Here is a 16,772-nt window from a genome sequence, read left to right as displayed (position 1 = left end):
CACTCTTTGTTAAGTTCGTATAAAAAGTATAATTTATCCTTTCCTATTTAAGGAATAAGTTATGTAACATAAAAAAATTCCGGTCAGCAAAAAAAGATGAATTCTTTTACAAAAGAATTCATCCATAAAATAAACTATTTATTTTTATTACAGTTACATCCTTTTTTCTTTACATAGCCTTGCTGAGTTAAGTCTCTTTGCGATTGGGAATTGGAAGATTGGGAATTGGAAGATTGAGAGGATGCTGAAGAGCTACTATTTTTATTATAAGAGTAGTTTTTTCGATAGTTATAATTACTCATAGTACTATCACCTCCAATTTAATATATAAATATTATATGTATGGACACTATCAATTGTTACTATTATTAATAGGAAGAGAACATACAATAAAAAAATCTCCTCGGTATTTTCCTAGGAGATAAATGATGATTCTTTTAAAAATTTACAAATTAATAGCCCCAGTAAAGAGGAAAGTAATAAGAATCTTGGGGATACGGATTATGTTGTTGAGGGAGGGGCTGGGTTGGGTAATTTTTCATTCCACGGTTTTGATTGCAGTTTGCCGGAGGGCCAATAACAGTAGTTGATTGAATAGGAGAAACCGCTTGTTTCCATTGTTGTTCATTGAGGCAGTAAGTATGGGCCATCATATGAGCCGGAGTTAATCTTAAAATATCAGAACCGAAAATAACTTCTGGCGCTGGGGCATTGAAAATAGCTAATAAATGAGTATTATCAGCTGTAGCAATTTCATAATGCCACCACGCTTGTGGAATGTTGGCAACTTGCCCCGGTTTTATCGGTAAGTTTAATATTTGATTCGTAAATGGATTAAGTAAAGAAACAACAGCAGACCCTGAAATACAATAAACAAGTTCAGCTGCATTTTGATGAATATGTGGTTCTACAACATTTCCTGTACTTAAATAAATATCTAATAAAGAAGTATTTTCTAAAGTGTTTAATTGTTTAATACCAAGTACATTTATATAATTTTGGGCATCTTTCCGAAAAAAATTACTTTTATTTACATCATAAGTAAAATTGGTTGAGGGGGAGGTATAGTCGATGTTGGCAGTCAATTGTATTACCCGCCTTTCTATAGGTAAGTTAGGTTACAAAATTAGGATATGTGTCTAGTCTTTGTTTTGTGCTGTTGTCGGTAGCTTAATAAATTCACTTATTCCATAAAGAATAAAGTATAAAGATTAAACTATATTCGTATTCCCATTCATACTTTGGATTGATGGAAAAAAGTAATGAAAATGTTAATTTAAAAGTACATCAATCATTTATAAGGAGTGAATGTTCATGTCATTTAGTGAAATGATTAGAAATGAAGTACTCAGCTGGGCGGGTGTTTCTGAAAAACCGCATCGATTTGGTGGTATTGAAATAAATTATGGTAAGAAAGAACTTGGCCATCTTCATGGTGATAAATTAGCTGATTTACCATTTCCGAAGTTAAAGCGAGATGAATTAGTGAAGCAAGGATTGGTAAAACCACATCACGTATTACCTGAATCAGGATGGATCAGTTATTATATAAAGAGTGAAGAGGATATTCCATTTGCAATTGAGTTATTTCGTATGCAATATGACCGAATTAAAAAGTAATGAAATAAAGTAGGGTAATAAAAATTTATTTTCATGTCACATCCCTCCTTAATCGTTCGTCTTGTATGTAGAACGATAAGGAGGGATTTTATTATGAATACATTTGATGTAGCAATTGTTGGCGGTGGGCTTGCTGGATTAACAGCATCTATATATTTAGCGAAAGCTGGAAAGAAAGTGATTGTATTAGAAAAATCCAGTCAATTCGGTGGCCGAGGGATGACTATAAATAAAAATGGAATCTGCATGAATCTTGGTGCACATGCTTTATATAGAGGCGGGGCAGCGTTTATAACTTTTAATGAGCTCGGTTTGAATCTTCCAGGTGGAATACCATCTACAAAAGCACATGGAATATGGAAAGGGGATATATTCACCATCCCAACAGATTTTCGCTCAATTTTATCAACACCACTACTTTCGTGGTCTGCAAAAGTACAATTCTCACGTCTTATGATTCGTTTAGGAAATTTAGATGTAGGAGAAGTTCCGAAAATGAGTCTAACTACATGGGCAGAAAATGAAATAAAAGATCCAATGGTTCGTAATATATTTTATGCGCTATGCCGGACAACAACATATACGTTTGCTCCTACAATACAATTAGCATCATCTGTACTAAAGCAAATACAGCTTTCTATAAAAGAAGGAGTGCTTTATGTAGATGGTGGTTGGGAGACGATAATAACAAAATTAAGAGATTTAGCGAATGATGTCGGGGTAAAATTTTTGGCTAAAAAGCATGTTTTGGAAATAGAGCATTATGAAGATAAACAAAGAATACATTGTGTTGATGATGAGGTTTTTGCAGTAGATACAGTCATCGTGACGACTCCGCCAAAAGAGGCTTGTAAAATAATAAAAGGTGCAGAAGGAACAAGTTTGCATAGATGGAATGAACAATCGGTACCGGTTACTGTTGCTGCATTAGATATTGGCTTGAGACAATTACCCAATCCTACACATCAATTTGTATTAGGATTAGATCAACCTATATTTTTCACAAATCAATCGAGAGCAGCTAAATTAAGTGAAGATGGATCAATTGCAGTGAGTCTAATTAAGTACCATAATCCTATGCGAGAGATGAATCATATTCATGAAGATAAAGAACAGTTGGAAAGTACGATGGAGTTGTTACATCCAAATTGGAAAAGAGAAGTTGTTGCACAGCAATATTTACCGAAAATAACAGTAGTACATGATTTTCCTCATATTGACCGTGTTGAAAAGCCGGGTCCTAATATACCTGAAATGCCAGGTGTTTATGTTGCAGGAGATTGGGCAGGGCATGATGAAATATTAGCTGATGCTGCGGTAGCAAGCGGGAAACGAGCAGCGTTACACATTTTAAAGCAATATGGAAGTGAGGCAGTTCATCATGGAAACGGAGCAGTTATATGAAGCGTATCAACCATTATTATTTTCGTTAGCATACAGAATCCTTGGGAGTGTTATGGATGCTGAGGATATCGTTCAGGATGTATTTATCTCGCTAAATAATATAGAAGATCCTCAATCTATAGAAAATATGAAAGCATATTTATGTAAGATGGCGACAAATCGTTCAATTGATAAATTACGATCGGCAGCGCATAAACGTAACGTGTATGTAGGGATGTGGTTACCAGAGCCACTTGTAGACGAGAGTGATGAGCCATCAAAGTCATTTATAATGAAAGAATCCCTTTCCACCGCATATTTATTACTTTTACAACAACTATCTGAGGTAGAAAGGATTGTTTTCATATTAAGAGAGGTTTTCAGTTATGAATACGAAGAAATAGCTTCAATTGTTGATAAGAGTAGTGTGAACTGCAGGAAGATCTTTCAACGTGCACGAAAAAGCATTTTGGAGAAACCGAAGCAATCAAAATTAAGCACGGAGAAAATGGCTTCTTATGTTGAAAAGTTTGTATCATCATTACAGTGTGGGGATGCGGAAGGTATGTTAGAAGTATTAAAAACAGATGCTATACTCAAAGCTGATGGTGGTGGTAAAGTTACGACTGCGATTAATCCGATTTATTCTGCGGATCGAATTATACGTTTGTTCTTTGGGATTGCACAACGATTGACAGAAGAGTACACTGTTGATTTCAAAATGGTAAATGGTATACCAGGAGTTATAGTTACAATAAATAATAAAGTAACGTATGTTCTTTCGTTTGCATTTGAGGATGAGAAAATTTCAAATATTTATATGATGGTTAATCCTGAAAAACTTATGCATTTAAATGTAAAAATATAAAAAAGCGCATTTCTTCAGAAATGCGTTTTTTATTATTTTTCTAACATTTCAAGAGGTACATCTTTTTCGCCCGCTACCTCAAATTTAATTTCCCCGTCTTCTTCATAAATACGTGTAATAATCGGTATAGTAATCATTAATTTTTTATGCTGCTTTCGTTTTCGAGCAGCATCTAAGCTAATCACGTTCATTTGTAAGCATCCTTTCTTCTGGAAATATATAAACAAAGAAAATGCGTCCGAAAAGGGCGCTTAATTGAATTTGAAATATCGATTCATTTAAATGGGGTTTATATAATTTAATAACTGCAATTTTAATATGAAATAATATGAATGGAATAATTGCACGTAGAAATTAACTTTACCAAAAAACGAAACAATATGCTATAAAAAATTATAAATCTTTGTCATATAACAGGAAAAAGGTTTTTGTTTCGCATATAATAAAAAGTAGACGGGCAGCAAGAGCTTTTTCATCATATTGCTTGGAAAGGCGATGAAAAGAATGGATACAGTAGATTCATTATTATTGCAACTTGAACAATATGGAGAAGAGCATGATCGAAATAAAAAAACAAGGGAAGAAAAATTACGGAATGTTTCTCGTGAGATGGGGCAATTTTTATCAATTTTAGTAAAAGGGTGTAATGCAAAAAATATCTTGGAAATTGGAACTTCTAATGGTTATTCTACATTGTGGTTAGCTAATGCGGTAGAAGAAACAAATGGAAATGTAACAACTGTAGAGCTTTCTTCAGAACGAGTTGGAGAGGCACTTGTCAATTTTGAAAAGGCAAATCTGTTACAAAGAATCGATATTCATAATCAAGAAGCCGGGGCATTTTTAGATTCGCAATTAGATCATTCATTTGATTTTATTTTCCTAGATTCAGAGCGCACGCAATACATGTGGTGGTTTGAGCATATAAAACGTATGTTACAACCAAAAGGTTTTCTTGTTGTTGATAATGCAACTTCTCATGCGAGTGAATTAGATGAGTTTATAAAAATGATTGAAGAAGATGATACGTTTGAAACGGTGTTATTAGCGTTTCAAAAGGGAGCATTTGTAGCTCGCAAAAATAAATAGAAGTGAGTGTAATAGAATTATCACATTGAAAACAGGTGAATGTCAAAAGATTGAGTGTAGCACGATTGAAAGAACGTAAATTATTTAGGAAATATATGAAGAATCCGCCTTCAGCATGTTGTTCTCTAGGTCTTAAGTCTGAGGAAAATTATGTTGATTACAGGTATACTTATAGTAAGAAACAGGGAATGACTGCATAAACAGGCATTTCTAAAAAAGTCGATTTCAAGCAGTCAGAATGTATATGAAATACGATATAATTGATGAAATATAGTGCATATAAATTCGCACATATAAATAAAGGAGCGATTTTGTTGACTGAACTCGAGAAAAAAGAACCTGTATCCATTGTGAAAGATAATAATGTAGAAGTAGTAGTTGATACAGTTATAAAAGATGCAGAATTAGAGGAACTAAATAAAGAAGCGGATCTTTATGTACAAAAGTTAAATAGCGAGCAAAATACAGATTTATCAAAAGTATTGTCTCAGCTAGGAGATTTAGGGGATAAAGAGCAACAAGCAGCAGGACAAACGTTATCAGCTTTAAAACGCCCTGTAACAGCGATGATGAATGGGAAAAATGAAGAAATTCCAAATACATTGTTAGAATTACGCAAAGTAGTATCAGAGCTTGATCCCAATTCACTTAAAGCAAGTGGTATGAAGAAAATAATGTTTAAAGTATTCAAGAAAAATCCACTTGAAACATACGTGCATAAATACCAATCTATAGATAAACAAATCGAGGAAATTATTAGATCCCTTCTAATTGGTCGTGATAACTTACAAGAGGATACAGTTGGTCTTGAAATGTTAAAAGAACAATCGCACGATAAAATTCATGCTCTTGATAAACAAGTATACTTAGGGAAAAAGCTTGCTGGCATGCTTGAAGCTGAGAAACAAAACCCAGAGCGTCAAAGGGATATTCCGTTAATTAACGATGCATTAGAAAAGATACTTGTACGTACACGTAATATGCAGCAAGCGAAAAGTGTATTATTACAATCTATAGCTTCTGTAGACATCATTAAGAAAAATAACGAAAAATTAACAGAGGCAATACGTAATGCGATTACGATGACGCAAAACGTTGTAACAGTTTCAGCTGCTATTCAGCTTGCATTAACGAATCAACGTAAAACAATTGATGCAGTAAATGCGACGAATGAAGCAATTGAATCGATGGTATTAAGTAATTCTCAAGCGTTAAAACAAAATACAGAAGAAACGACGAAATTGCTTGAAAACCCTGCTATTAGCATGGATAAATTACGTGAATCATTCCAAAATGTGTTCGCTGCAATTGAAGCATCTGAAAAATCTTCAGAACGTATTATTGAGTCAAGTAAGAAGTTCGTTATTGAACTAGACACATTTAATGATGAGATGAAGCAGAAACTCATTCAGCGTCCAAGGAAATAACTGATTATTAGAGGAGGTGAACAAATGAGTTTCATTCAAACAGTACTATTACTACTCGGTACATTGCTTTTAATAGCATTTACTGTCGTTGTTTTAGTCGTATACTTCGGGCGGAAACTGTATTTTTCATGGACGAAGCCATATAAAAGAGCGCAAGATTCTCTAGATAAGATATCAAACAAATCAATACCGTTTCTACAAGAATTTACACAACATCCACTGTTTTATCGCTGGATTCGCACCGAAGGAAAGAAAGAACAAAATACATTAAATACTCTATTTTGTACATCAGGTCAACGTACGAGGGAGCAAGTCTTCTCGATGTTACCGAAAGAAAAGCAGAAAAAAGTGCATGTAATGGCAAAAACTACGAAAAAGCTTACGAATGAAGATATTGATGTGGCTGCGATGAAAGTGAAAGATTTCTTAAGACAAGAAACGCAGCAAACTGTAAAACCGACAGACTTATCATTTTACAAATTGTATTTTTATGACCGTTATCCAGACGCATTAAATGCAATTCAAGCGTATAAACACTCAATAAATCCTTCATTACAAAGAACGGTTGATGATATTACAATTTCAGTATTAAATGCACTTCCGTACTATCAAGAGCAACGCATGTTTGAACAACAACATAAACTTGAAACATTCTTAATGAAAGATTTAACGGCCATGTTATCGTTGGTAGTACAATTACCACCTTCACAAAGACCAGAGAAGGAAGAAGAACTGAAGGTCTACTTGGAAAATTTCAAAAAAGAAATGGAAGTAGTAGAGCGAGATATTCGCGACTCGATTGATCACGATTTAAATGTGAAGATGAGAGCAGCGACTGAGAAGTTTAAGAATAAATAGAAGAGATCGCCTAAAAAGTTGAATGTTTCAGCTTTTAGGCGTTTTTTTTTGTGAATTTAGAGAGTGCAATCTTTTGTGAAATTATATATACAAACGTTAATAAATGGTAAAATATAGAGTGTTTTTTTATACTTTGTGTAAACAATTATTATAAAAGGGGTATGATATTGTGCTATTTGAGTTAGTTATACTATTTGTAATTCTATTTATATTTCTTGGCTACCCTATTAGTAAAGCTTGGGATAGTTTCCAATCGAAGGAGGAGAATTCCTCAAGTATACTAAAGTTCGAGCCACAGGAAATATTATCACTGGGTTTGAGTTATTTTATCTTTGGTTTAGGTATTATGTGGAATGCAAATGATGTAAGAGCAGGAATACCATTACATAAATTTGAAAAGAACGGAATGATGTCTGATCAATATGCTTCTTTAGCCCATGACCACGTTACGATAGTAGTTCTCTTAGTTATTTTAGGTGGAGTTTCGTATTGGAAATTAACAACAGGCTTAATAAAACTTTCACCAATATTTTATATTTTTTATAGTACTTTAATGATAGTAAACATTGTATATACATTCATCTATATTACCCATACAGGCTTTGCCTTTTATACGGAATTAGGAGGATTGAGATACATTCCAGTCTTTTGTATTCAAGTTGGAATGCTTGCCTTTAGTCTATTATTCTTAGCTAAATTAAGAAATACATTAGGTTATTTCATACAATCTCAGAATGAGAAAGATTATACGCAGAGCAACAGAATTATATTATTGCTGTATCGTATTTCTTTTGGATATCAAAAAATGGCTACAGTCTGGATGATAAGTTTATTTCCTGTCTTGTTAATTGTTCAATTTATTTTAATACTGTTTGGCCAAAAACCAGATAGTTTTATAAGAGTGTTTATGGAAACAAGTAGTTTTAATTATTCTAAGATTCCTGCCCCAAGTCCTCAAATTGTCTCCGGGGATGGGCATTATTTATGTACAGTTTCTGTGAAAGGCCATAAAAACATCGTTAAGCCATTACGAGCAGGAATTAGGCATGGGGAAAGAATTACAGTTAATCGACAGTTATTAATTGCGAACGCTTTTGAAAATGTAATTGAGGATCGGGTACCAAAATGTCATAAAGTTATTCGTAATTTTTATGATAAATACGGTTATCCGATTAGTAAACATATTAATACGAAATGGTCGGCTGATTTTGTTTATATTTTAATGAAGCCACTAGAATGGTTCTTCTTATTTGTACTTTACACAGTAGATAAAAACCCTGAGAATAGAATTCATATTCAATATAGTGAACTACGAAAATAAAAGTAAGAGCCCGCATTCAAAAAAATGGGGGCTCTTACTTTTATTTTGCTTGAATAGTAGATTTACTAGAAGCCACACTTTCATTATGCAATCGATCAACTGCAGTTACGACATAGGTATACGTTTCTCCGGAAATAGCGGTTTTATCTACATAAATTTCTCCAAGTTTTGTTTTTCTTACAGTAGTAAGTAAATTTTTTGGGTTTTGTATATCCACTTCATTTTTCCCATTCGCGCGGTAAATAGCGTAATAAGCAGAATCATTATCTCTATTGTCAATGATGCCAATTGCAATACCTTCATTTCTTGGAATGGCACCTTTTAAAGTCGGTTGTTTTGGTGGATTATGATCAATCCAAGGCATAGGCGGGATTAATGCAGGGTGTTTATATATGTCTTTTGAGAGTCTATCTTTAACTCCAAGTGGATTGTTATTAATATCTTTTAAGCTAAAATGCATACTACCTTTGATTTCAGGATATAGCCGGTTTAATGCAATTTGTCTTGGATATTCTTCTGGATCAGACCAAGCAGGGACGGAGTTATTATTAATTTTATAGGCCGCTTGACCAATGTATAGGTGAATCGGTTTGTTATTTGTTTCTTTAACCCACCAATCTACTAATATGTCATATGAAGCTGGGGTGAAACCTATATTCCAATATATTTGCGGTGTAATGTAGTCAATATATCCTTTTTGTATCCACTCACGTGTGTCAGCATAAAGGTCATCATAGTTTCTTTGGCCTGCGGTTGTGTTAGAGCCAGTCGGATCGTCAGCTATATTTCTCCATACGCCGAACGGACTAATGCCAAACTTTACATATGATTTTTCTTGTTTTATAGCATTATTTAAATCTTTTACAAGTTCATTTACATTGTTACGTCGCCAATCTTCTATATTTGTAAATCTACCGTTATTATATGTTTCGTACGTTTTCTGATCTGGAAATTCTTCACCGGCTACTTTATATGGATAAAAATAATCATCCATATGCAGCGCATCAATATCGTAATTTTGTACGATTTCTAAAGCACCTTCTGTTATAAATTTTTTCACTTCTGGAATACCGGGATTGTAATATAACTTTCCGCCATAAGGGACAACCCAATTGGGATGTTGCCTTGCAGGGTGATAGTTTGATAATCGATTTATATCGGTGTGATTCATCGTTATTCGGTATGGATTAATCCAAGCGTGGAATTCTATATTTCTTTTATGAGCTTCTTCAATCATAAATGCGAGCGGGTCATAACCAGGATCTTTTCCTTGTGTACCCGTAATGTATTCAGACCAAGGACCGTAATTTGAAGGATAGAAAGCATCAGCGGTTGGTTTAATTTGTACAACAACTGTATTCATACCAGTGCTTTTTACATTGTCTAATAACCTTATAAATTCTTGCTTCTGTTTTTCAATAGGTAAGCCAGTTTTTGATGGCCAATCAATATTCAGAACTGATGCGATCCATACAGCACGTAATTCATGTTTTTTGTACGTAGTATTTACTTCAGCATAAGTAGAGTGAGGGGGAATGAAAGAGAAAGGGATGAACAAGATAACGATACAACATATCATTAATAAACGTTTAACGATCATTTATACGCCTCCCTATCATATGATTATTTAAAATAATATCTGAGGCAAGGTTGACCTTGCAATAGAGAAAATTGCATATTGAAACATTAATTTAATAGGAAAAATATTTTTAATGAAATTTACTTTCATTATAACTAAATTCATTTACTACTTCATATGCTTGTTAGTAAAGTGAAACTTCCTTTCATTTGAAGGGTAATAAATTATAAGTATAGGAGGATTAATAAATGAAGGTTTTGTTCGTCTGTTCTGGAGGAATGTCCAGTGCAATTGTTGTAAACGCTTTAAAAAAAGAAGCGGAGAAAAATGGTGTGAACATGGAAGTGCATGCAATTGGAACGAATGAGGTAGAGGAAGAAGTAAAGAATGGCTGGGATGTCGTAATGGTGGCACCTCAAATAAGACACCGATTTGATTCTGTAAAAAAATTTGCAGAGGAGGAATCTATTCCGTGTGGCATCATTCCACCGCAAGCATACACGCCACTTGGAGGCCCGACTTTATTAAAAACTGTAAATGAATTAATCAGTTAGGGGGAAGCGTTATGAATAAGTTTGTCACGTTTCTTGATAAAAACTTATCTGGCCCGATGGCAAGGCTTTCTGAGCAGAGGCATCTACAAGCAATCCGTGATGGAGTTATTTCGGCGTTACCATTTATTATAGTAGGAAGCTTCTTTTTAATAGTAGCATTTCCACCACTGCCGAAAGATAGTTTCATATCGGTTTGGGCATTAAAGAATCAAACAAGTATATTGATACCATATCGTTTAACTATGTTTATTATGTCCTTATATATAGCATTTGGAATAGGATATAATTTAGCGAAAAGTTATAAATTAGATGCTTTATCAGGAGCACAGCTTGCGGTATGTTCACTACTTTTAACATTAACGCCTGAGTTAATTGATAAAAAAGGATTTATGCTTCCGATGACAAATCTCGGAGGTCATGGATTATTTGTGACGATGATTGTTTCTATTTTATCCGTAGAGATTTTAAGATTTTGTAAGAAGAAAAATGTAATGATTAAAATGCCAGAACAAGTACCGCCATCTGTGTCGCGTTCGTTTGAAGCACTTATACCTGCTGCATTCGTTATTATTATAATGAGTCTAGTAACTGTCGTTTTTAGCATTGATTTACACCATGTTGTTGATAAATTAGCAGCACCATTAGTAAAAGCTGGGGATAGTTACTTCGGTGTAATGATTCCAGTGTTTTTAATTACGTTTTTTTGGTCATTCGGAATCCATGGTGTGTCGGTTGTTGGAACTGTTGCTCGGCCATTATGGGAAGTATACCTAGGGAAAAATGGTGAAGCAGTTGCTAGTGGAGCAGATCAGTTGCCATTTATTTCACCAGAGCCGTTATATCAATGGTTTATATGGATTGGCGGTTCTGGTGCGACGTTAGGGCTTGTATTAGCTATGATTATATTTGGTCGATCGAAATATTCGAAAGCATTATCAAGAACTTGTATTGTTCCGGGTATTTTTAATATTAATGAACCAGTCATATTCGGATTACCGATTGTACTAAATCCAATTTTAATTATCCCATTTATCATTACACCACTTGTAACAGCAACTGTTGCATATTCAGCAACTGCGATGGGATTTGTAACACCAACGCATATTATGCCGCCATGGACATTACCTGCTCCAATTGGTGCATATTTAGCAACAGGTGGAGATTGGCGTGCGATTGTATTAGTTTTTATAAATATAGCAATATCGTTCCTTATTTATTTACCATTCTTTAAAATGTACGACAAAAATATGCTTGAAATTGAAAAGAATGGTGACGGGGAATCTGTTAATCCTTAATCTGCACGCTGTTATTTTGAGTGATAGACTTTTTGTCTATCACTTCTTTCACATTAAAACTAGAAAGGGGGAAATAGAATGAATATAAAATTTAGTTATAAAGGCGTATTTTTATTATTATTTGGAGTGATTTGTGCAAATTTACTTTTTGTCCCTTTATTAGGCATGCTAAATCTATCACAAATGCATAGTATATGGCTCGTTACAAGTATTGCGGCAAGCGTTTTGCTTACGGTAGTTGTTTCTTTCATTGATGGATCGTTTGCATCGAAAGCTCAGTTGTTTTTTAGATTTATATTGTTTTCGATTGGTTGTACGTTCGTTACTTACATGATTGTTTTTTAGTAAATAGGAGGTCATGCACGTTATGTATATTGCAGGGGTAATGTCTGGTACTTCATTAGATGGAATAGATGTAGCGCTCGTTCATATAGAAGGAAGTGGTGTAGATTCTAAAATCGAACTCATCCATTTTACTACTGTTCCATTTTGTAATGATATGAAAAATGAGATCCAACAAGCGTTATCAATTGAAACTTCGAATGTCCAACTTATATGTAGTTTAAATTTTAAACTTGGTTTATGCTTCGCCAATGCTGTAAAGGAAGTTTGTAAAGAGGCCAATTTTCCTTTGAGACAATTAAATTTAATAGGCTCTCACGGACAAACGATTTATCATCAGCCAAAGCAAGAAGGGAATATTATTTCTTCAACATTGCAAATTGGGGAACCAGCAGTAATAGCATATGAAACGAACACGACGGTTATCTCGAATTTCCGAACGATGGACATGGCGGCAGGGGGACAAGGTGCACCACTTGTACCATATTCAGAGATTATTTTATATCGGCATCAAACTAAAAATAGACTACTACAAAATATTGGTGGGATTGGTAATGTTACAGTGGTTCCAAGTAAACGAAGTAAAGAGAGTGTTATTGCTTTTGATACTGGACCAGGCAACATGGTAATCGATGAAGTATGTCAAAGATTATTTCAGTTGTCATATGATCAAAATGGTAAGATTGCAAAACAGGGAGTAGTTGTAGATGAAATTTTGACTTATTGTATGAACCATCCATTTTTGAACGTGAAACCACCAAAATCAACAGGTAGAGAACAGTTTGGAGAAGCGTTTGTGACTGAATTATTGAATCGATTTGAAAAGCATAGTAGAGAAAATATATTGGCAACTGTCACAATGTTTACAGCAAGTTCAATTGTTCATCATTATCAGGAATTTATTTTTCCGTATTATGAAATCGATGAAGTAATTTTAGGCGGGGGCGGAAGTTATAATCGTACACTTGTTGAAATGATACGATTTGGATTAAAGGAAGAAAAATGCAAAATATTTACTCAAGAAGATTTAGGCTATTCCTCAGCGGCGAAAGAAGCAATCGCCTTTGCGATTTTAGCAAACGAAACGTATCATCGTAATCCGAGTAATGTGCCGAGCGCAACAGGTGCAAAGCAATCTGTAGTTTTAGGGAATATAACATTCCCTCCAATTTGAAGAGAATGAGGCGAATATATGAAGTATATGATTGGAGTAGATGGCGGGGGAACGAAGACCGAGGCAATTGCATTTGATAAAGACGGTAACGAATTTGCAAGAGCTACAAGTGGATTTGGAAATATATTAATAGATTTTGAAGAAGCTCTTGTGCATATTATGGAAGTGATTGATCAATGCCAGAAAGGGTTATTAAAGGGGGATTGCGTTTGTATTTGTTTAGGATTAGCGGGTGTAAGTGGAGCAAATACAAATGAATTAACATTACGTCTAAAAAAGAAGTATGGAACACCAATTGAAGTATTCAATGACGCAATGATCGCACATGCAGCTACTTTAAAAGGGAATGACGGAATTTTAACAATTGGTGGTACAGGTGCGATTTGTCTTGGAAAGAAAGAAGAAGCGTATGAGTATAGCGGTGGATGGGGACATATTTTAGGTGATGAAGGAAGTGGATATTGGATTGCATTACAATCTTTAAAGAAAATGGCAATTCAATTTGATCAAGGAATCAGTCTTTGTCCATTGAGTTTGAATATTCAAAGGCAGTTTCAACTTTTGACACCGTCTCATATAAAAAGCTTAGTATATACTTCTTCTAAAGATAAAATTGCAGCAATCGCGCCATTAGTTATTCAGGAAGCGAGAAATGGAAATGATGATGCACATGAAATTATAATGCAAGCTGGAAAGGAATTAGCAAGGATTACAGTAAATGTTTATAACAAGTTAAACTTTAAGCACTCAACGCCAATTGCAGTAAGTGGCAGTATATTGCGTTTAGTTCCTGAAATATTTGCTGTATTTAAGAAATGCTGTGAAGAAAGTATGAAAGAAATTATATTTGTATCACAAGCAGAAATGGCAGTGAAAGGAACATATTATTTAATGAGGGATATATATTTTTAAAAATAGCGTATGAGAATTTTTGTATGATTTGTAAAAATATGATGTTAAAATGTATAAAGGGATGTATATTAAAACGTACAATATACGTAGTAATTGAATATTGTATATGTAATCCCATGTAGAAAGTGAATGATTACATGATTAATAGTATGCAGTTTTTATATTTGGTGGCTTCTTATTTAATTGGAAACATCTTGACCGCTTATATAGTAACAAAATTGAGACATAACGTTGATATTAGGGGTGAAGGAAGCGGAAATCCTGGTGCAAGAAATATGGGGCGCTTATATGGAAAAGGGTATTTCATCGCTACATTTTTAGGTGATGCAATTAAAGGAGCAATCGTTGTTACTGTTGCAAAATATCTTTTTGAAGATCCTACATTCGTAATGTTAACATTATTGGCCGTTATTATTGGACATATTTACCCAGTTTTATTTAAAGGTAAGGGCGGTAAAGGTATTTCAACATTTATTGGAGGATTAATCGCATTTGATTATTTGATAGCGCTTACCCTCATAGGCATTTTTATTGTATTTTATTTAATATTTAAAGGATTTACGAAGCCAGGACTAATTACGATTGCTTGTTTACCAATTTGTATGATTCTTTATTCTTATTCTATTGTTACGACTATTTTAAGTGGAATGATTATTGTACTTATTCTATATGTAAATCGAGAATAAAATGAATGTTTAATAAGTGGGGATAATCTCCACTTATCATTTTTTATTAAATAGATAAAGGAGATAAGGCATGGGGTTAATTTATAAAGTTGCTGATCAAGATTGGGAATTTGAAAGTATACATAAATTAAATTATAAAACTTTTGTGGAAGAGATTCCACAACATGAAGAAACGAAAGACCAGTTTCGTATAGATAGGTTTCATGAAGAAAATACATATTTAATTTGTTTAGATGAGGATAGATTAGTAGGTATGGTCGCGGTGCGGGGAAAACGACCATTCTCGTTAGATTATAAAATTTCAAATTTAGATGTTTATTTGCAAGAGCATGGAGAAAAAGTGTATGAAATTCGTTTACTTTCAGTAGAACGTGAATATAGGAATGGAAGAGCGTTGTTAGGATTAATCCGTTTTCTACATCGTTATTTGCTTCTAAACGGATATGAATTAGCACTCATTTCTGCAACAACACGTGAACTAGCTTTATATGAGCAGATGGGATTCAAAGATTTCCATACGTTAGTTGGTACAGAAGCAGCAACCTACCAGCCAATGTATGTTACCCCTGCTATGTTTGAAGAATCGAGCGTTGGGGGGATTATGACGAAAGAATATACGTTTTTACCTGGTCCAGTAGATATTGAAGAGAACGTTCGAAAGGCATTTTCTACGCGGCCTATTTCGCATCGCTCTAAGTCATTTCAAGTGATGATGGACAATGTGAAAAAACGGTTACTTTACATGACAAAAGCAAAACATGTACAGCTTATGTTAGGAACAGGGACGTTAGCAAATGATGCGATCGCTTTACAGTTCCGTTCTTTAAAAGGGAAAGGACTAGTATTAACAAATGGGGAATTTGGTAATAGATTAGTTGGACATGCAAAACGAGCACAGTTACATTTTGATACTTATAAAAAGGAAATGGGAGATCCATTTATTTATACCGAATTAGAAGAAATCATGACAACTGGAAATTATGAATGGCTTTGGTTTGTTCATCATGAAACATCTACTGGAATGTTAAACGATTTAAACGAGCTAAATACTCTTTGTAACGAGAATCAAATAAAACTATGTGTAGATTGCATAAGCTCAATTGGAGCAATACCATTAGACTTAAAGGATGTGTATTTTGCAAGTGGTGTTAGCGGTAAAGCGATTAAATCATATACAGGAATTTCTTTCGTTTTTCATAACCACATTGTAAAAATAAACGAGGCTGTGCCGGCCTATATGGACATTGGTATGTATGAAGAAAATGAAAGCATTCCATACTCACAATCATGGAATTTAATTTATGCATTGCAAGAAGCGTTGAAGAGATTTGAAGATGAAAAGGTATTTGTAAAAATTAAAGAGACATACGAATATATTGAAGAAGTTATTACTGATATGGGGTTAAAGCTTGTTTCACCTAAAGAACATGCCGCGAAAATTATATTTACAATTCAATTAAGCGAAGGTCAGTCTTCTAAAACGGTAGGTGATGCGTTAGCTTTACAAGGATATATTGTCCATTATGAATCAGCGTATTTACAAAAGAATAACTGGATCCAAATTGCATGTTTAAATCATTATAAAGAACGTGATATGAAGAGGATGTTAAATTGTTTGCAAATGTGTTTATTTCAGAGTGGGGTACATATATAAAGACTTTTTC

General features: G+C 34.0%; 17 protein-coding genes. 14 read left to right on the top strand and 3 right to left on the bottom strand.

The window, feature by feature from the left end; translation table 11 throughout:
* Window positions 1-452: 452 nt before the first annotated feature.
* Window positions 453-1,085, bottom strand: a complete 633-nt coding sequence (locus MHI28_RS04825; RefSeq protein ID WP_000126322.1) for a cupin domain-containing protein — start codon at window positions 1,083-1,085, stop codon at window positions 453-455.
* Window positions 1,086-1,314: 229 nt separating this feature from the next.
* On the opposite strand from MHI28_RS04825, the gene MHI28_RS04820 reads away from it, so the two are divergent.
* From MHI28_RS04820 to MHI28_RS04810, 3 genes are all read left to right on the top strand, one after another.
* On the top strand, window positions 1,315-1,620 hold the full coding sequence (locus tag MHI28_RS04820) for a luciferase domain-containing protein (RefSeq protein WP_000010317.1): 306 nt from the start codon (window positions 1,315-1,317) through the stop codon (window positions 1,618-1,620).
* A 93-nt stretch (window positions 1,621-1,713) separates the two neighbouring features.
* Complete coding sequence (locus MHI28_RS04815) at window positions 1,714-3,024, top strand: phytoene desaturase family protein (RefSeq protein ID WP_086412980.1); 1,311 nt, start codon at window positions 1,714-1,716, stop codon at window positions 3,022-3,024.
* Complete coding sequence (locus MHI28_RS04810; RefSeq protein ID WP_000447145.1) at window positions 3,002-3,871, top strand: sigma-70 family RNA polymerase sigma factor; 870 nt, start codon at window positions 3,002-3,004, stop codon at window positions 3,869-3,871. The genes MHI28_RS04815 and MHI28_RS04810 overlap by 23 nt, the downstream gene beginning before the upstream one ends.
* A gap of 32 nt (window positions 3,872-3,903) precedes the next feature.
* Here the strand turns inward: MHI28_RS04810 and MHI28_RS04805 are convergent, their stop codons facing one another.
* Window positions 3,904-4,062, bottom strand: coding sequence for a hypothetical protein (locus MHI28_RS04805; protein WP_001100984.1), 159 nt, complete (start codon window positions 4,060-4,062; stop codon window positions 3,904-3,906).
* Between the two features lie 304 nt (window positions 4,063-4,366).
* Between MHI28_RS04805 and MHI28_RS04800 the strand changes: the two genes are divergently transcribed.
* The 4 genes from MHI28_RS04800 (at window position 4,367) to MHI28_RS04785 (ending at window position 8,566) form a co-directional block, all read left to right on the top strand.
* Window positions 4,367-4,960: an O-methyltransferase gene (locus MHI28_RS04800; protein WP_002094007.1), complete on the top strand. Its 594-nt coding sequence runs from the start codon at window positions 4,367-4,369 to the stop codon at window positions 4,958-4,960.
* 314 nt (window positions 4,961-5,274) lie between these two features.
* The gene (locus MHI28_RS04795; protein ID WP_000137396.1) at window positions 5,275-6,387 is read left to right on the top strand and encodes a toxic anion resistance protein; all 1,113 of its coding nucleotides are present in this window, start codon (window positions 5,275-5,277) and stop codon (window positions 6,385-6,387) included.
* 24 nt (window positions 6,388-6,411) lie between these two features.
* Window positions 6,412-7,245, top strand: coding sequence for a DUF3974 domain-containing protein (locus MHI28_RS04790; protein ID WP_086412981.1), 834 nt, complete (start codon window positions 6,412-6,414; stop codon window positions 7,243-7,245).
* A gap of 169 nt (window positions 7,246-7,414) precedes the next feature.
* Window positions 7,415-8,566 carry a DUF6688 domain-containing protein gene (locus MHI28_RS04785; protein WP_000895913.1) on the top strand — a complete coding sequence of 384 codons (1,152 nt, stop codon included), beginning with the start codon at window positions 7,415-7,417 and terminating at the stop codon, window positions 8,564-8,566.
* A gap of 40 nt (window positions 8,567-8,606) precedes the next feature.
* Here MHI28_RS04785 and MHI28_RS04780 read toward each other — a convergent pair whose 3' ends face one another.
* Complete coding sequence (locus tag MHI28_RS04780) at window positions 8,607-10,166, bottom strand: glycoside hydrolase family 10 protein (RefSeq protein WP_000636020.1); 1,560 nt, start codon at window positions 10,164-10,166, stop codon at window positions 8,607-8,609.
* A gap of 227 nt (window positions 10,167-10,393) precedes the next feature.
* Here MHI28_RS04780 and MHI28_RS04775 point away from each other — a divergent pair, with 227 nt between their 5' ends.
* From MHI28_RS04775 to MHI28_RS04745, 7 genes are all read left to right on the top strand, one after another.
* Window positions 10,394-10,699 carry a PTS sugar transporter subunit IIB gene (locus MHI28_RS04775; RefSeq protein ID WP_000865907.1) on the top strand — a complete coding sequence of 102 codons (306 nt, stop codon included), beginning with the start codon at window positions 10,394-10,396 and terminating at the stop codon, window positions 10,697-10,699.
* Window positions 10,700-10,710: 11 nt separating this feature from the next.
* Window positions 10,711-11,994, top strand: coding sequence for a PTS sugar transporter subunit IIC (locus MHI28_RS04770; protein ID WP_001032277.1), 1,284 nt, complete (start codon window positions 10,711-10,713; stop codon window positions 11,992-11,994).
* Between the two features lie 78 nt (window positions 11,995-12,072).
* Window positions 12,073-12,339, top strand: coding sequence for a hypothetical protein (locus MHI28_RS04765; protein ID WP_001021963.1), 267 nt, complete (start codon window positions 12,073-12,075; stop codon window positions 12,337-12,339).
* A gap of 22 nt (window positions 12,340-12,361) precedes the next feature.
* Window positions 12,362-13,510: an anhydro-N-acetylmuramic acid kinase AnmK gene (anmK, locus tag MHI28_RS04760; RefSeq protein WP_000274975.1), complete on the top strand. Its 1,149-nt coding sequence runs from the start codon at window positions 12,362-12,364 to the stop codon at window positions 13,508-13,510.
* 18 nt (window positions 13,511-13,528) lie between these two features.
* Window positions 13,529-14,422, top strand: coding sequence for a BadF/BadG/BcrA/BcrD ATPase family protein (locus MHI28_RS04755; protein WP_000876579.1), 894 nt, complete (start codon window positions 13,529-13,531; stop codon window positions 14,420-14,422).
* A gap of 137 nt (window positions 14,423-14,559) precedes the next feature.
* On the top strand, window positions 14,560-15,108 hold the full coding sequence (gene plsY / locus MHI28_RS04750) for a glycerol-3-phosphate 1-O-acyltransferase PlsY (RefSeq protein ID WP_000610878.1): 549 nt from the start codon (window positions 14,560-14,562) through the stop codon (window positions 15,106-15,108).
* A gap of 70 nt (window positions 15,109-15,178) precedes the next feature.
* Window positions 15,179-16,762: an aminotransferase class V-fold PLP-dependent enzyme gene (locus tag MHI28_RS04745; RefSeq protein WP_000523038.1), complete on the top strand. Its 1,584-nt coding sequence runs from the start codon at window positions 15,179-15,181 to the stop codon at window positions 16,760-16,762.
* Window positions 16,763-16,772 lie beyond the last annotated feature (10 nt).

Origin of the sequence: Bacillus sp. FSL K6-0268 (genome assembly GCF_038005425.1) — a bacterium.
Classification (GTDB): domain Bacteria; phylum Bacillota; class Bacilli; order Bacillales; family Bacillaceae_G; genus Bacillus_A; species Bacillus_A thuringiensis_S.
The sequence above is the reverse complement of the archived record's forward strand: the minus strand, read 5'-3'. Positions and strand labels throughout refer to the sequence as shown.

Excerpts from the sequence above, each read along its gene's own strand:
- MHI28_RS04820 (WP_000010317.1), top strand. The coding sequence starts at position 1,315 with ATGTCATTTAGTGAAATGATTAGAAATGAAGTACTCAGCTGGGCGGGT.
- MHI28_RS04815 (WP_086412980.1), top strand. The coding sequence starts at position 1,714 with ATGAATACATTTGATGTAGCAATTGTTGGCGGTGGGCTTGCTGGATTA.
- MHI28_RS04810 (WP_000447145.1), top strand. The coding sequence starts at position 3,002 with ATGGAAACGGAGCAGTTATATGAAGCGTATCAACCATTATTATTTTCG.
- MHI28_RS04805 (WP_001100984.1), bottom strand. The coding sequence starts at position 4,062 with ATGAACGTGATTAGCTTAGATGCTGCTCGAAAACGAAAGCAGCATAAA.
- MHI28_RS04800 (WP_002094007.1), top strand. The coding sequence starts at position 4,367 with ATGAAAAGAATGGATACAGTAGATTCATTATTATTGCAACTTGAACAA.
- MHI28_RS04790 (WP_086412981.1), top strand. The coding sequence starts at position 6,412 with ATGAGTTTCATTCAAACAGTACTATTACTACTCGGTACATTGCTTTTA.
- MHI28_RS04780 (WP_000636020.1), bottom strand. The coding sequence starts at position 10,166 with ATGATCGTTAAACGTTTATTAATGATATGTTGTATCGTTATCTTGTTC.
- MHI28_RS04775 (WP_000865907.1), top strand. The coding sequence starts at position 10,394 with ATGAAGGTTTTGTTCGTCTGTTCTGGAGGAATGTCCAGTGCAATTGTT.
- MHI28_RS04770 (WP_001032277.1), top strand. The coding sequence starts at position 10,711 with ATGAATAAGTTTGTCACGTTTCTTGATAAAAACTTATCTGGCCCGATG.
- MHI28_RS04765 (WP_001021963.1), top strand. The coding sequence starts at position 12,073 with ATGAATATAAAATTTAGTTATAAAGGCGTATTTTTATTATTATTTGGA.
- anmK (WP_000274975.1), top strand. The coding sequence starts at position 12,362 with ATGTATATTGCAGGGGTAATGTCTGGTACTTCATTAGATGGAATAGAT.
- MHI28_RS04755 (WP_000876579.1), top strand. The coding sequence starts at position 13,529 with ATGAAGTATATGATTGGAGTAGATGGCGGGGGAACGAAGACCGAGGCA.
- plsY (WP_000610878.1), top strand. The coding sequence starts at position 14,560 with ATGATTAATAGTATGCAGTTTTTATATTTGGTGGCTTCTTATTTAATT.
- MHI28_RS04745 (WP_000523038.1), top strand. The coding sequence starts at position 15,179 with ATGGGGTTAATTTATAAAGTTGCTGATCAAGATTGGGAATTTGAAAGT.